The 16,423-nt window shown below is 23.4% G+C and carries 13 protein-coding genes; 2 read left to right on the top strand and 11 right to left on the bottom strand.

The annotated features are described in order from the left end of the window. Positions 1 to 4: 4 nt before the first annotated feature. The 5 genes from T523_RS06550 to T523_RS06530 form a co-directional block, all read right to left on the bottom strand. Entirely contained in the window at positions 5 to 571 is a 567-nt protein-coding gene (locus T523_RS06550; RefSeq protein ID WP_042708130.1) for an anthranilate synthase component II, read from the bottom strand. An 8-nt stretch (positions 572 to 579) separates the two neighbouring features. Continuing rightward, positions 580 to 1,878 carry an anthranilate synthase component I family protein gene (locus tag T523_RS06545; RefSeq protein ID WP_394296275.1) on the bottom strand — a complete coding sequence of 433 codons (1,299 nt, stop codon included), beginning with the start codon at positions 1,876 to 1,878 and terminating at the stop codon, positions 580 to 582. A gap of 679 nt (positions 1,879 to 2,557) precedes the next feature. Then, positions 2,558 to 5,149: a peptidase U32 family protein gene (locus T523_RS06540; RefSeq protein ID WP_052334668.1), complete on the bottom strand. Its 2,592-nt coding sequence runs from the start codon at positions 5,147 to 5,149 to the stop codon at positions 2,558 to 2,560. 278 nt (positions 5,150 to 5,427) lie between these two features. Continuing rightward, positions 5,428 to 5,679, bottom strand: a complete 252-nt coding sequence (locus tag T523_RS06535; RefSeq protein WP_042708128.1) for a hypothetical protein — start codon at positions 5,677 to 5,679, stop codon at positions 5,428 to 5,430. 115 nt (positions 5,680 to 5,794) lie between these two features. Then, positions 5,795 to 8,395 carry a U32 family peptidase gene (locus T523_RS06530; RefSeq protein WP_042708127.1) on the bottom strand — a complete coding sequence of 867 codons (2,601 nt, stop codon included), beginning with the start codon at positions 8,393 to 8,395 and terminating at the stop codon, positions 5,795 to 5,797. Positions 8,396 to 8,560: 165 nt separating this feature from the next. On the opposite strand from T523_RS06530, the gene tmk reads away from it, so the two are divergent. Continuing rightward, positions 8,561 to 9,136 (top strand): dTMP kinase, encoded by a 576-nt coding sequence (gene tmk, locus T523_RS06525; protein WP_042708126.1) that lies wholly within the window; start codon positions 8,561 to 8,563, stop codon positions 9,134 to 9,136. A 34-nt stretch (positions 9,137 to 9,170) separates the two neighbouring features. Here the strand turns inward: tmk and T523_RS06520 are convergent, their stop codons facing one another. The 5 genes from T523_RS06520 to mcm all read right to left on the bottom strand — a co-directional run bounded on the left by T523_RS06520 (position 9,171) and on the right by mcm (position 14,386). Next, positions 9,171 to 9,398, bottom strand: a complete 228-nt coding sequence (locus tag T523_RS06520; RefSeq protein ID WP_042708125.1) for a hypothetical protein — start codon at positions 9,396 to 9,398, stop codon at positions 9,171 to 9,173. Between the two features lie 54 nt (positions 9,399 to 9,452). After that, positions 9,453 to 10,415, bottom strand: a complete 963-nt coding sequence (locus T523_RS06515) for a tyrosine--tRNA ligase (RefSeq protein ID WP_042708124.1) — start codon at positions 10,413 to 10,415, stop codon at positions 9,453 to 9,455. A gap of 55 nt (positions 10,416 to 10,470) precedes the next feature. Further along, entirely contained in the window at positions 10,471 to 11,517 is a 1,047-nt protein-coding gene (locus T523_RS06510) for a 60S ribosomal export protein NMD3 (RefSeq protein ID WP_042708123.1), read from the bottom strand. A 234-nt stretch (positions 11,518 to 11,751) separates the two neighbouring features. Continuing rightward, complete coding sequence (locus T523_RS06505; protein ID WP_042708122.1) at positions 11,752 to 12,159, bottom strand: translation initiation factor IF-2 subunit beta; 408 nt, start codon at positions 12,157 to 12,159, stop codon at positions 11,752 to 11,754. 223 nt (positions 12,160 to 12,382) lie between these two features. After that, positions 12,383 to 14,386 carry a minichromosome maintenance protein MCM gene (gene mcm / locus T523_RS06500; protein WP_042708121.1) on the bottom strand — a complete coding sequence of 668 codons (2,004 nt, stop codon included), beginning with the start codon at positions 14,384 to 14,386 and terminating at the stop codon, positions 12,383 to 12,385. Positions 14,387 to 14,825: 439 nt separating this feature from the next. Between mcm and T523_RS06495 the strand changes: the two genes are divergently transcribed. Beyond that, a complete protein-coding gene (locus T523_RS06495) occupies positions 14,826 to 15,239 on the top strand; it encodes a hypothetical protein (RefSeq protein WP_042708120.1) in 414 nt (137 codons plus the stop codon). Positions 15,240 to 15,539: 300 nt separating this feature from the next. Here T523_RS06495 and T523_RS06490 read toward each other — a convergent pair whose 3' ends face one another. Then, positions 15,540 to 16,160, bottom strand: coding sequence for an RlmE family RNA methyltransferase (locus T523_RS06490; protein WP_042708119.1), 621 nt, complete (start codon positions 16,158 to 16,160; stop codon positions 15,540 to 15,542). Positions 16,161 to 16,423 lie beyond the last annotated feature (263 nt).

Raw genomic sequence — 16,423 nt, 5'->3', positions numbered from 1 at the left:
TTTTTTACATATTCAAGAAATTTTTAACAATAATATCAGAATAATGTCCACCAATAGATTCTGGATGGAATTGAATACCATAAGTAGGATATTCTTTGTGTTCAATACTCATAATAATATTATCTTTATTATAAGAAGTAACTTTTAATTCTTCAGGTATAGTTTCATTATCACAAATTAATGAATGGTATCTAATTATATTAAATTCTTCAGGAATTCCTTCAAATAATTCTGATTTGTCATGTTTTATTCTGTCTTTTTTACCATGTACTGGTGTTGATTTTTTTATTTCTCCACCATATGTATAAAAGATACCTTGGTGTCCAAGACATACTCCAAGTATTGGAGTTTCTTTAAACTTTTTAATTACTTCACTACATATTCCAAAGTCTTTTTTATTTGTAGCATTTCCTGGTCCTGGTGAAATAATAATATGTGATGGATTTAATTTCTCAATATCTTTAATTTTAATTTTATCATTTCTTATAACTTTTATATCATTTTCAAATTTTCCAAATAATTGGTATAAATTGTAAGTAAATGAGTCATAATTATCAATAAGTAAAATCATTTTATCACCTAATATTTAAAATCTCCAGATTCTTCAAGGGCAGTTACAATAGCTTGTCTTTTTCTTGCACATTCTTCATATTCATTCTCAGGTATAGAATCATAAACAATTCCTGCACCTGCCTGAATTTCTGCAAGTTCTCCATTGGTTGTTAATGTTCTTATTGTTATTGCAAAATCTGCATTTCCATTAAGTGAGAAATAACCTACTGCACCACCATAAGGTCCTCTTGCAAAATTTTCATTATCATTAATGATTTTCATAGCCCTTATTTTAGGTGCTCCACTTAAAGTTCCTGCTGGGAAAAGACTCATAAATCCATCTACTGCATCTAAATTATCTTTAAGTTCTCCTTCAACATGACTTACAATATGTTGTACATGTGAAAATTTTCTAATACTATATAATTCAGGTACATTAACAGTTCCTATTTCAGATACTTTTCCTACATCATTTCTTGATAAATCAACAAGCATTAAATGTTCTGCACATTCTTTTTTATCATTAAGTAAATCTTCTTCGATTTTTTTATCTTCTTCTGGATTTTTACCCCTTGGTCTTGTTCCTGCAATTGGGTAAGATTCAATATGTTTACCTTCAAGTCTCATTAACATTTCTGGTGAAGATCCTATAATTTCTCTATCTCCTAATTTTATATGATACATATATGGTGAAGGATTAATTTTTCTTAAATGTTCATATAATGGTAATTTACTACCTTTTAAAATATAATGTTCTGAATTTGATAAAACAACTTGGAATATTTCTCCATCGTTGATAGCTTTTTTTGCTTTTTTAACAATGTTTATATATTCTTCTTTAGTAAAATCATCTTTTTCTTTTTTATATTCTAAAATACCATTACTATGTACTTCTGTGTATATTTTTTCAATTAATTCTTTTCTATCATTATTAAATGTAATATATTTACATGTGTTATTTATTCTATCTTGAATTACACAATCTAAGAATAATCCAAATTCAAAATCAGGGTATAAACTTTTATGTGTAGGTACATCTTCAATATATTTTATTGATTCATAAGAAACATAACCTAAAAGACCTCCAAAGAAACTTTTTTCTTCAAATCCAAAATTAATAAGTTTTTTTAATTCTAAAAAAGGGTTTTCACTTTTAAATTCAACAGTTTTTCTATCAGTTGTAACTGTTATAACATGGTCTTGTACTTTTATTTTTGCAATAGGATCAAAACCAATAATTGAGAATCTTGAAAGTTTTGAATCATTTTCCATTGATTCTAAAATAAATGCATCTTTATAATTATAATATAAATTTTTAAATAAGATAAATGGAGATTCAATATTTATTTCACTTACTTTTGGTTTATCTGCAATTAAATCTCTTAATTCATCTATAATATTTCTTTTTAAAATAATATCACCTAAATAATCTTGATTAATAATTTATAAGAATAAATTTAGGTATAATAAAAATTTTAATGTTTGGGATGAAAGTCTTAAAATTTTTTATATCATACCTATATATTATAATACTTGAAAGTACTATTTAAAACTTTAGTGCACAAAAATGTACATTTAATATTTTTTGAAAAATTTAATATATTTTTTTTACTTAAATTAATTGAATTATTTCTATTTATTAAAATTAACAATTGTTAAACTTAATATTAAATAATATTTTTTCTATTTTATATTTTAAAGGTTTTTCTTGGAATCCTATTTTTTTAAAAATAGATAATAGTTTACTTGTAAATCAAGTTAATACTTTTTTTTTAAAAGGCTTAATAGAACTATTTTAAAAATCTCTTTATTATCTATTATTATTTTCATTTTTAATTAAATTTTAATTAGTTTATTTATTTTAAAATATAATATGATTTTATTAAAAATAGTAAATTTTTTTCTTTTATAATGATTTTATTTAAAAAACTAAAATAACTTTAATTAAATAATTTTTTTTTAAATTTAAGAAGTTTAAAAAATTGAAAAATTAAGTATTTAAATTTTATAATAATTTCTTATTATAATTTAAATTACTTGTTTCAAGCCAATATTTTTCTAGATTATTATTTAATTTTTCAAGAGTATTGTCATCTAATTTATTTTTTATACCTTCATTAAATAAATCAATGATGTTATTGATATTATATTTATTTTCCCATCTTAAATCAATTGCATAATTTTTAATTCCAAATTCTTTTAATTCATTTAATTTATTAAGTAAAGATAATTTTTTATTGTATAAAATTAATAACTCTTGGCTTATAGTACTTTTTACAGGATAATATTCATTTTTAATATTTTTTATAGATATATTTAAATCAGTATCTTTAGTTATTTTAATGTTTAATTTTTTCTTAATATTTTTAATGTCTTTTTTACGAAGTATTGGTTTTCTTGTAATCATTGCTTCAAGAGTTCCACCAACAATCATTTCTAATTTATCTTGGGAATTTTCAGAAAGTTCTTTAATATCATTTTTACTAAGTTCTGGAGATATTGTAAGTATATCAAAATTATTAAGATTTTTAACACTTTGACTATTATAAATATTTAAATACTGTGAACCATATGCTTTTATTTCATGATTTTTTAATATTTCATCTATACCTAAAATACTAGTCATTATATCTAAATTAACTCCTAATTTTGAAAGAATTCCATAAGTTTTAAAAAGACCATTTAATGTGTCTTTTGTAGCTATTTCTGGCCATTTCCATATTAATTCATAATTTTGATTTTTGCTAATAGAATATGCTTCTTTTAAGAAGTTAACACAATAATTTATATTGAATTTTTCTTTATGATTTTTAAATAAAAAATTCATATTTTTTTCAGGAATTTCAAGATATATTCTGTTTATTGATTTTTTATTATTAAGTTCTTTAAGTTGTTCTAAGCTATTTAAATATACTGAAAGTTTATAGTCTTTATTTGGTATTTTTTTGTTGAATTTTTCTTTATAATAATTATCCTTAAATTTTTTAGAATTTTCTTTAATTTTATCAATATTTTTAGGTAAATATGATTCTTCAATTTCTTTTACTAAATTATTGTAGAAATCTCTTCTAAGTTTATTAAGATTACTTATTGGTGTAAATAAATTTTCTAGATAATTGATGTTAATATTTCCTATGTAAAATGGTAAATGATCTATTTTTCTTAAATTGTTTTCTATTTGTTTAGAGGATATTGGTTTATTTTTTGCTTCTTCCCATTTATTTTCTGCTTTATATTTGTACTTAATTATTTTACCATTTCCAAGTTTTAATCTAGATTTTATTATTGGATAATTATTTTTATTAATTTTGAAATCAAGATTTAAGATAGATTTTTTATAACTCTTATTTTTTCCAGTTAATGCTTGTTTGGTTTTGTTGCTTATTTTATTTCTTTTAGTAATATATACTTTAGATTCATTATCTATTTTAATATCAATATTTTTGTTTTCTCTTATTGTTTTAAGAATTAAAGTGTCCTCTTGGACTTCTGAATCTACTGATAATTCAAATCCATAGCTTGCTTTAGAATTATTTTCAAGGGATTTACCTTCTATTAATATTATATCTCCTTTATCTGGAATAATATGACTTGATTGATTTATTTTAATTATGTTTTTACCATTAAATTCTTTAACATTTCCAATATATAATCCATTATTTGATGGTTTTTTATAATTTATAATTTTATTAGGGTTATCAAATAAATGGCCTCTTGTAAATTGGCGATTAAATACAAGACTTAATTCTTCATTATCTTTTCTTCTTTTATTATGTTTAAGTTTATTTAATCCTTGTCTATAAGCATGAACTACAGTAGAAACATAATCCTCATTTCTCATTCTTCCTTCTATTTTTAATGAATCTACAAATAGGATTTTGTCTAAATCTTTATATAATGAAAGATCTTTAGGTGATAATGGGTAATTTTTACTTAATTCTATTAGAAAATTTTCATCTAAATTTTCACCATTTTCACAGGAAACTGTATATTTTTGTCTACATGGTTGTGCACATGTTCCTCTATTACCACTTCTTCCTCCAATGTATGATGATAAAAGACAATGCCCAGAATAGGAGTAACATAATGCTCCATGAACGAAAATTTCAGTTTCTATATTATTTTTATGTGCATATTCTGTTATTTCTTTAACTTCATCAATTCTTAACTCACGAGGTAGTACTATTCTTTTAATACCTTGAGATTTAGCCCAATCAACACCTTCAATATTATGTATATTTAATTGTGTTGATGCATGGATTGGAAAATTAGGGAGGATTTCATGAATTATTTTAATAAGTCCAATATCTTGAACTAAAACTGCATCTACTCCAATATTATATAAATCTATTAGATAATTAATTACTTCCTTAATTTCTGATTCTTTTATTAAAATATTAACAGTAACATAAACTTTTACATTATATAAATGTGCGAATTTAACTGCTTTTTCAATTTCATCTATATTAAAATTTTCAGCATACTTTCTTGCACCAAATTCTTTTCCACTTAAATAAATAGAACTTGCACCATTGTATACTGCAAGTTTTAAATGATTCATATTTCCAACAGGGGCGAGTAATTCTGGTAGTTTCATTTTTATCCTCTAAAATATTATATTCATTATTTTATAATTTTTAAATATTAAATTTTAATAATTGTAAAGAAATTAATTTATTAAAATATGTTCTGTTGATATTTTATTTTCTAAAGTTTATTTATTTTTAAATTAGAAATAAATTTTATATTAAAAATAAAGAGTTTCAACATAGTTGATTTTATTTAAAAAAATAAAATTACTAAAAAATAAGTTAAATTAAAAAAAATAATATTAAATTTAAATTTTTATCTAATTGAAAAATTATATTCTTCAATTTATTCAGGTAATTTAAAAGCAAATCTATATTCTTGGTTTACTATTTTAAAACCAATGAATTCACCGTTTAAAATATCTGCTATTTTTGTTAAATCTTCTGTAGTTATTGCTTTACCAATGTTTATAGAAGAAAATATGTTAATTACATTATCATCTGTAATAAGATAATTTAAAATATAATCTTTTTCTTTGTGGTATGGTTTAACAATTGCTAAGACTTTTTCTTCAGTTTCTTTATCTAAATCTACCATGGTTATTCACCTCTTTAATTCTATTATAATCTAAGACTTATTTATATTTATTGAATTATTTAAGACTAATTTTATTTAACTTAATTTTTTTAATTTTTTAGTTTAATAAATTATATTAATAATTTTTATCTTCTAATCTTCTACCATCAATAAAATTACCATTGTCTAATGGTGATTGAGATATTGATGAAATGGTTTCTTTAAGTGTTTCTCCTTCTGCTTCTTTGTTTATTGCTTGTATATATAAAGATATTATTTTTGAAACATATTTTTCACTTGAAAATCTACAATCAAGGGCAATGGTATCAAGTCCAATACTTTTAAGAGTATCTATTTCATCTATTAAACATAAACAGTTTTGATTGAAGAAGTGAGTGAAATTATTATAATCAAATCTAATTTTGATTTTAAGTTTTCTTTTTTTATCTTCTAAAGTTACATAATCTTTATTATTTTTTAATTTAAGTTCTTTATCTCCATTTAATTTAGTAAAATCATCTTTACTTGTCATTAATTCAAGATTTCCATGTACAAGTAATTCTAATGGTATATTTTTATCATTTCTTACAGTTAATGCTTTAATTTCATCTTTGGATAATTCATTAGATATTGTAAGTCCTGTAAATCCACTTTCATATAATGTTTCTACACTATAACTATTCCAAATATTTAGATTATGGTGTCCATAAACTGGACAATCAAATATATTACTTATTCCTGGTGAATCAGTCATAACTGAAATATTTATTCCTTTTTTCTTAAGACTATTAATTACATCATTTGACTTAGCAATATCTTTTTCTGATATAAATGATGATAAAACCCATACAAGCTCTACACCATTAGCTATTTCATATGCTTTACTGAGTTCCTTATTAATATTGTTGAAATAATCTTTAGAATCTTTAAAATTAAATGATGGATCGTAGTATACTCTTAATATTGGATGTTTACATACTTCTTTTAACAAATCAAGATTATCTACATAAACACTTAATCCAATATATTTTTCATAATTTGTATCAAAGTTAGATTCTGTAGCTTCAATAAATTTTCCACGTTCTTTATAATTTTTACCATATTTTTTAATTTCTTTCTTAATGGTTTTAACTTCTTTTTCATTTGGGATATAATAATCAAGCATTAATTCTGTTGCTTTGTTTAATATTTCTCTTCGAATTTCATTAAGTTTACCCATTGGAATAAATAAATCATCTTTAATTTCTTCAATATTAATATTTTCAATGTAAAATGGAGTATTTCCTGTTTTTGACATTTGTTTAATTATTTTTTCACTACTTATTGGTTTTTTGATTGCTTTTTCAAATTTTTCAGTAGATGTATAATTAAATTCAATATTATCCTCTTGAACTTTAAATTCTACATGAGCTTCTAATAAATTATCTTTATTAATTTTTAAATCTAATGATATTGGATAACTTGGTTTTACTTGTTCTTTAGTATATTTTTTAAGTTTATCATGTGCTTCTTTTGAATAACTTAGATAAACTTCACTTCCAACTCTTATGTCTCTTGTAGTATTAAGTTGGATTTCTTTATCAGTTTGTTTTATGATATTATCTATGTATATTCCTTTAATTTTATTATGATATTTAAATCCAATTCCATCACCATTTTGAAGTTTAATTGGATGTTGTTTTTTACTTGTATCAATAGTAATTAATTCTCCATCAATATCACTTATTACTCCAACATAAATTCCTTGATGATATGAACTTTCTCTTCCCATAACATCTCCTGGTGCATCATTTAAGATATAACCATTTGTATAATATCTATTAAATGCAAGATCAAGATCATATTTTAATTCATCAATAATTTCATTTTCAGGTTTCCCATTAATTATTATTGGTGATTTATCTCCTTCTTTTTCCATTTTTTCTCTTTTTTCTAGGATATCTAACATTGTTCTATAAGAATGTACAATAGTTCCTACATAATCTGCATTTTTAAGACGACCTTCAATTTTTAAAGAACAAACTCCTGCATCTGAAATACTTTTAAGATCATTATAGGTAGCAAGGTCATGGGTTGAGATTAAACATCCATTACTTATTGTATGGTTATTGTATCTTAATCTATATTTATTACGACAAGGTTGGGAACATGCTCCTCTATTTGCACTTCTTCCATTGTTAAAAGAAGAAATATAACATTTACCACTTAAACAATAACATAATGAACCATGACCAAATACTTCTAGGTCCATTTTTATTTTATCTTCTTTTAATCTTTTTGAAATTCTTGAAATTTCTTTTACACTCATTTCACGAGGTAATATTACACGTGACATACCTTGTTTTGATGCCCATTTTATACTTTCATAATCTCTAAGTGTCATTTGTGTTGAAGAATGAATTTCAAGATTTGGAATAAATTTATGTGCTAAGTTAACTACTCCTAAATCTTGTACAATTACAGCATCAACACCAATACGATATAAATAATGTAAATATTTTAATACTGAAATTATTTCAAAATTATTTATAAGAGTATTTACTGTAACATGTACGGTTGCACCATTTAAATGAGCATATTCTACTGCTTTTTCAAGTTCTTCTGAAGTAAAATTATGTGCAAAAGCTCTTGCCCCATAACGGTGTCCTGATAAATATACTGCATTTGCTCCAGTATTTATAGCTACTATAAATACTTCCATTGATCCTGCAGGTGCTAATAATTCTTTAAGTTTCATAATGTTTCTCCATTAAATATGATAAAAATAATTTATTAGAAATTATATAATATGTATAATAATTAAATATTGATTTTAATTTATTTTAAATTATGTACAATTAACCTTTTATTAAAAATTTTAATTAATTTTTAACATTTACTTATTTAAAAAATCGTGATTAAAATGTATATTGTTTTTGAAGGAATTGATGGCTCTGGTAAATCTACACAGTCTAAATTATTAAAAGATTATTTAATCTCAAAAGGTTATGATGTTGAACTTTTTGTAGAACCAACAGATAGTGATATAGGCAGATTAATAAGAAGATTATTACAAAATCCAGATGCAAGATCTGATTTAATGCAAAAAACTTTTGGATTACTTTTTGCTGCTGATAGGATGATTCTAATGAAAAAAATTAATGATTTAGAATGTAAAAATAAAGTTATAATTAGTGATAGATCTTTTTATTCAAGTCTAGTTTATCAAGAACCTTATGATTGGATTAAAGAAATTAATAGGTATGCTAAACAACCAGATTTAGTACTTTTATTAGACATGGATTTGAAAACAGCTGTTAGTAGAAGCAAAGAAACTGATGAATTTGAAAATGAAGAGTTTTTATCTTCTGTTAAAGAAAAATATTTAACACTTGCAAGGAATTCATCAAATTTCAAAATAATTAATGCTAATAATAATTTAGAAGAAGTTTCATCTGATATAAAAAGAGTTGTTGATTCTGTCTTTGATAAAAATTAATAATTTATATTAAAATTAAATATAAATTTTTAATTTATTTTATATTGTGTTTTTTATTATATACTTCTCTAGGGTTTTCTAATTCTTTAAGTCTTTTTTCAATTGATTTTTTAAAGAATTCTTGAACTTTTTCTAATTCTTCCATAGATCCAATTAATTTTGGACCATACTCTGTCTGTTTTAACTCAATATCAAATTTTTCATATGCTTCAGAAAGCATCTCTTCTCCAATACCATTTGGAATTCTCATTTCATAATCCATTTAATCACCCTATTAATCTTTTAATTCTTGGATTTTTATAATAAATATAATCTATTAATTTTTTTCCATATATTCTCTTACAGGTCTTAATAATTCAATCATATAATTACTTATTCCGTTTTTTAAGTCCATTGGGTGTAAGTTACCTTCACTATATACTTTAATAAGTTCTTCTTTAGTGAGTTCGAGATTTCCACCAAATTTTTCAGGTCTTTCAATTAATAATTTTTCTTGATATGGGTAGACGAAGTGTTCTGCAATTTCAATCATTGGATTATCTTTAACTTCTCCTTTAGGACAGTAACTTTTGTTTATTTTATTTTTAATATCTTTTTCACTATCATCTACTGCAATGAAATTTCCTTTACTTGAAGACATTTTAGCATCACCATCAAGACCATGTAATAATGGTGTGTGTATACATACTGGTGCTTCAAATCCAAGTTTTGGTAATTCTTCTCTTGCTAACATTTGTATTTTTCTTTGTTCAAGACCACCTAATGCAATATCTGTATTTAATGCTACCATATCTGCAGTCTGCATTAAAGGATAAATAGTACTTGCTACTTTAGGATTATCATCATCTCTACTTACCATATCCATACTTCTTCTAGCTCTTTTTAATGTAGTTAATGTAGCTAATTTATATACAATATTAGTATAATCTTCTTTTGTTTCAAATTCAGAACCTAATATAAATTCAGTATCTTCAGCTAAACCTAATGCTTGGAAACATTTTTTATTATATTCTGCAGTTTTTGAAATTTCTTCAAGACTTCCTTTTCCATTTAGGTATGCATGAAAATCTGCAAGTAATATTTTGATTTTGAAACCTAAAGACTGTAATTGTTTTAATTTCATTATAGTAATTGCATGTCCTAAATGGATTTTTCCAGAAGGTTCATATCCAGTATAAGCAATTGGATTTTCTTTATTTAATTTTTCTTTTAATTCTTCTTCTTCAATTACTTCAACAGTTCCTTCCTTAATTAATTTGATTTTTTCTTCAGTATTCATATAATCACGATTTTTTTTATTGTATATTTTAACTAATAATTATTGTTGATTTTGATTAGTTTACTAATGGATAAAATTCATTATTAATTTTAATAACATTTATTTCATCTCCAATATTGATATCTTTATATTTGTCTTTCATTTCAATATCATACTCTAAATATGTTTCTGGATTTAATATTTGGAGTGTTGAAGGAGATTTTGAAATAACCATTGTTTTTTGGAAATCTTCTTTTCTTTCAATAAGATTTACTTCTTCATAATGTGCCCATGATGCTGAAAAAGTTTTATCTGTTTTTAAATCATTAAATAAACTTTTATCTGCATTAATATCAATTACTTGTCCTGTTTTATCCTGATATTTTATAATATCTCCTAATTGGAATTTTGGAATTCTAATTGAAATCCAGATTCTATATAATTTTTTACCTGTAGACTTATCTTCTGATATTAATCTTGGAGATTCTTTGATTATTCCACCAAATTGATCTTTAAGTCTATTTATTACTTTTTTTCCTGATTTATAGGAGCCTATATAATAATCAGTTCCTTCTTTAAGTTTTGCTTTTTCTTGAAGAACTGCTAATTTATCTTTTTTATATTGTTTATTTAGAACAGTATTAACAATATTATCTGCAATTTCTTTTTCTTCAGGTTTGAGTTCTCTATCATCAGCTCTTAATTGTATTACTACTTCATAATATCCTGAAGCTATTTTAGAACAATTAGGACAAGTTGAATTTTTTATTTGAACTTCAGTATTATAATGTTCTCTAAGTTCTCTTCCTTTAAATTCACCTATTGCATCAATAGTACATTCTGCAATTGTTCCTCTCATCTGTCTAATTTCAAGATCTATGATTTCATTTTCAATCATTTCATCTACATGTATATTGTCTTCTAAAGTTCTGTAGATAACTTCTTCCTCAGGAATAGCTGCATCAATCCAATTTCCTCTAAAGTACTTAGCATTACAATGTTTACATATAGTAATATTAATATGTTGAGGAATTTCTAAAAATTTGTAATTTTTTAAAAAACAGTCAATACAAATGTCGCCAATCATTTCTTTATCAGAACTTCCACATTCTGGACAAAACATAACTACACTTCATATTTTTAATTAGTAAAAATTTAAAAACTCATATAAAATTAAATATAAAAAGTTTATTTTAATATATTATTTAAATAATATTAAATTTATTTTATATGATTTTTTTTTTGCTTTTTTGAAAATTTATTTAATAATTTAATTTTTTAAATTCTTAAAAAATTTTTATTTTAAATTTAATCTTTTCAATAAAGCTTTTTTATTTTATTTTATTAAATAAAATATTTATAATGGTTTAACTGGAGCTCTTGCACCACAAGCTAAACATTTAAGTAAAAATATTCTATCTTCTCTTATGATTTTAGTATCTGGTCTGTTACATTCAGGACAGATAACATATTTATCAACATAATCTTCAATTCTATCATTAATTACATAATGAGTAAATTTACCTTGTAATATTGCTCTTCCACCTTCAAGGTTTCCTGCAGTACCTAACTCTCTAAGTAAGAATTTTAATAAATGTTGTGGATCTCTGTTTAATCTTTCTGCAACATCTTTAAAATTTTTAATAAAAGTTCTATTTCCTTGAATGTCAGAATATGCTCTAGGTATTTTAAACCTTTTTGTTTCAAATACTTCTGGAGGTAATTGGTCAATTGCTCTGTTTAATAAATCTTCATAATCACTCATATTATCACTCCTTAATAAAATTTATTGTGAATAAATAATTATAATGATATTAAATTATAAAATTATAATAAATATATTTTTGTTTTTAATCCTTTATTAATGTACTTAATATATATTTTAAAATATTGTTTTAAGATTTTATTAAATTTTTATAAAATTAGTTTATATTTTTTCTTTTAATATTTTAATTTAAAAAGTAATGGTTGTATAAATTAGGAATAATTTATTCAACTAATTTGAAGTATCCATTACTTGGTTGGAAGATGATACCTTTTTGACTAAGTGATTTAATAATTCTCTTAGATTTATCTTCATCCATACTATATTTATCAGTTAAATTAGATATTAGAACATTTTCTGGTGCTTGATCACCATATTCTTCTTGTAAATTTCTAATTTCTTCTATAACTTTTTGTATTTTGTCTCTGTCTGATTGTGGTGTTCTTCCTTCAACCTTATCAATATCTATTTCACCAGTCTCTGGGTCTAGACCAACTTCTTTAAGACATGAAAGTTGTAATTTCACTGCTTCATGCGCATCATTTGCATCTACTGTGTCTTTAAGTTTAATTTTAGCACAAGCTTCTGAAAGCCTAATTGTAGCCTCAAGTTGTCTTGCAGTTATTGGTACAGGACCTTGTTCTTCAGCAGAACTATTTCTTGTTGATACATAAAACTCTTTTAATACTTCCATTGCTTCATCACTAAGCCTTGGGTGGCAATTTTTACGAGCATATGCAATATATTTTCTTAATAATTCTGGTTCAATTTCATAATTTATGTCTTTTGCTTGGTGAGTTTTTAATATATGTTGAGCAAGTTCTGTATCATTTTTAACATCTGGTTTATCCTCAATTACAAAGATTAAATCGAAACGAGAAAGAATTGGTGAAGGTAAATCAATTTGTTCTGCTAATGCTTTGTATCTATCAAATCTTCCAAATTTTGGGTTTGCTGCTGCAAGTACTGAACATCTTGAATTTAATGTAGCCATAATTCCTGCTTTTGCAATACTTACAGTTTGTTGTTCTAAAGCTTCGTGAAGTGCAGATCTATCTTCAGGTCTCATTTTATCCAATTCATCAACACAAACATTTCCTTGATCTCCAAGTACTAATGCACCTGCTTCAAGAGACCATCCTCCAAGTTCATCTCTAACTGCTGCTGCAGTTAAACCTGCTCCAGTAGTACCTTTACCACTAGTATAAATACTTCTTGGTGCAAGTCTTGATACGTATTTTAATATCTGAGATTTACCAATACCCGGGTCTCCAACAATTAAAATATGAATATCTCCTCTTAAACGAGTATTATCTTCAAATAATTTAGCTGTTCCACCAAATAATTGGAATGCAATAGCTTTTTTTACATCACGATAACCTCTAATTGAAGGAGCTGTTGATTTAATAATTTTTTCTTCAATATTTGGATCTTTAGAAAGTTCTATAATTTCATCCTCTTCTTCTTCACTTATTTTTAATTCTTCAAATTCTTGTTCTAATGGTTCTATCTGATTTACATAAATATAATTTCTGAATTGTCCAGTACGGTCTTCTCTAAATGTTTTTAAGGTTCCAGTAATTCTAACTTTATCACCAGGATTTAATTCATCTACAAGATCATCTTCAAGAATCATTAGCATTTGTTTAGGTTCTGTTCCTCCAGAAAGATTTTCTAATGGTTCTTGCATACGTGCTGTTTGTGTGTCAATATAATGGGATTCTTCTTGTAATAATCTAAATGAACGTCCACCACAATTAGGACACATAGATGGTTCTATAATATGATTAGATGATGTTTGTTCTACTTCATATTTCTTCATACAACCTCTACATTCAAAGACACCTGTTTCAATCCTTGGTCTAATTTCATCAGTTTTTCTTACAATACCATCAGCAGCTATAAAACTTCCAATATATTTACTTAATAATATTTTAAGAGGTATAACATTTGTAAGACTAGATATTCTAACATTTAACTCAGCATTCTGATTTAATGGATCAATATTTTTAATTGCTTTTTGAGCAGAATTTAAAATTTCTTCTGGTGATTCAATTAAATGATCTGCTAAATCAGGATCAAACATTTCTAAATCAGTGTAATCTATTGTAACTGATCTTTCCTCAGGATATGCTTCTAATGCATTAAATATTTCATCCTTATATTGTGTTGAGAAAAATTCCTCAAATTTTGTAATCGTTGTATTTATTTTTTCATTTGAATTCATTATATTAACATTGATTTTCTATATATAAAAAATTAGTTAATTACTAAATTTTTAATTGTTTTTTATAATTTAGTACTTGAATATTATTCATATTTTTATTAAATTTTTATAATTTTGTATAAATATTTTTTATTATTTCATTGATTTTATATAAAATTACTAATTTTTTTTATATGAATTTTAATTTTATAATCATCATTTTTTAGATTTTTTATAATTATTTTTTAATGGTATTCTTAGATTATATGTTTTTTCTTATTTTTAATGGGAATTATTTTTTTAAATTAGTTTTTTATTAATTTTTTAATTTATAATAATTTGAATTTTTAATAATTTTTTATATTTATAGAAAATTTTAAAAATAATTTAAAATATATAATAAATATACTTTTTATAATTTCAAACTATTATTAAATAATCTTAAAAAAAGGGATTTTTTATGAAAAAATCAAGATTAAATTTATTTAAGTCTACTTCCATGTTAGTATCAATACTTGGAGTAATCATGATTATTGCTACTATTGTGGTCGTGGCTTATATTGGTTTTAATATGGTTTCTTCTGGAATTACCACAGGTATTTCTTCTGGAAATCAATATGATGAATTATCTCAATTAAAATCAAATTACTCTGCTTTAGAATCACAATTTAATAATTCTCAAAGTTCTCTAGATAATACTAAATATGATGATATTAAGCTTGAGTTAACTAGATCTAGTGGGGATATTGATGATGTTGATAGTGCTTTAGCAGCAGGTAAGTCTTCGGAAGAAGTTAACAATAGAATTGCTATTGCTAAAAAAGAACTTAACTACACTAAAAAACTATTAGATGAATCTACTAATTCATCATAATATTATTTTTTTATTTTTTATTGTTTTTTTAATTGTTTTTGTATTTTATACTGTATTTATGTAAGCTTGTTTTTTTTAATTGTTTTTCTATTATTTATATGGGCCTTAAATTCAAATTCTATAATTTTATAATCTAAATTCCTATTTGAATTTTATAAATAATAATATAATTTTATATAGATTTTTTAATAGTTTCTTTAAGAATTAATGAGTTTTGATTTTATTTTTATAATAATATAAATAGTATTTTTTTTAAAATTAGAAGAATTTAAAAAGGTTAAAAAGTAAAAAAGTAGTATTTTAATTATTTTTAGGTTTTTTAAAACCTATTCCTACAATATACATTTCTCTACTTTTTTTACGTGATGATGGTGGTTTTGTTGTTTTTAAAATTTTAAATTTCTTTTTAAGTTTTTCAATTAAATGTTTATATTCTGGGCCTTGGAAAACTTTAATCACAATATTTCCATGTTCTTCTAAAATATTGTCTCCAATATCAATTACAACATTTATTAAATCAATACTTCTAAGATGGTCTATATCCCTAATTCCACTGAGTGAAGGGGATGCATCAGAAACAATTACTTTTGCTTTACCTCCAATTAGTTTCATTATTTTATTTTGAACTTCTTGGCTTGTGAAATCTCCTCTAATTCTATAATAATTTTCATTTGGAAGAGGTTTTATTCTATTTAAATCTACTCCAACAACAATTCCATCTTCTTGAACTTTTTCAAGTGCTATTTGTGACCATCCACCTGGAGCTGCACCTAAATCTACTACAGTGTCTCCTTTTTTTATAATTCTATATTTTTTATCTAATTGTTTTAATTTATAAGATGCTCTTGAACGATATTCATTAGCTTTTGCTCTTTTATAATATGGATCATTTTTTCTTTCCATTTCCCATCTACTACCCATATTTCATTACCTTCTTTTAATGTTTATTTTTCTACTGAATTTTTATGTATTTTATTTTTATTTAATAATTTAATTTCTAAATTATTATTTATTTTAAATTTTAATCTTGTTTTTTAAATATTTTTAATATAAATTTATTTTTTTCTATTTTATAAAAATTTAAAATTATTTAATACTTGAGAATTAAAATTAAAAAGTTTATTTTAAGAATTAAGATATTTTCAAAAAATCATTTTTAATTTAAAGTATTATATTTTATAAAT

Origin of the sequence: Methanobrevibacter wolinii SH (assembly GCF_000621965.1) — an archaeon.
Lineage (GTDB): Archaea > Methanobacteriota > Methanobacteria > Methanobacteriales > Methanobacteriaceae > Methanarmilla > Methanarmilla wolinii.
This window is presented reverse-complemented; position numbering and strand designations above follow the sequence as displayed.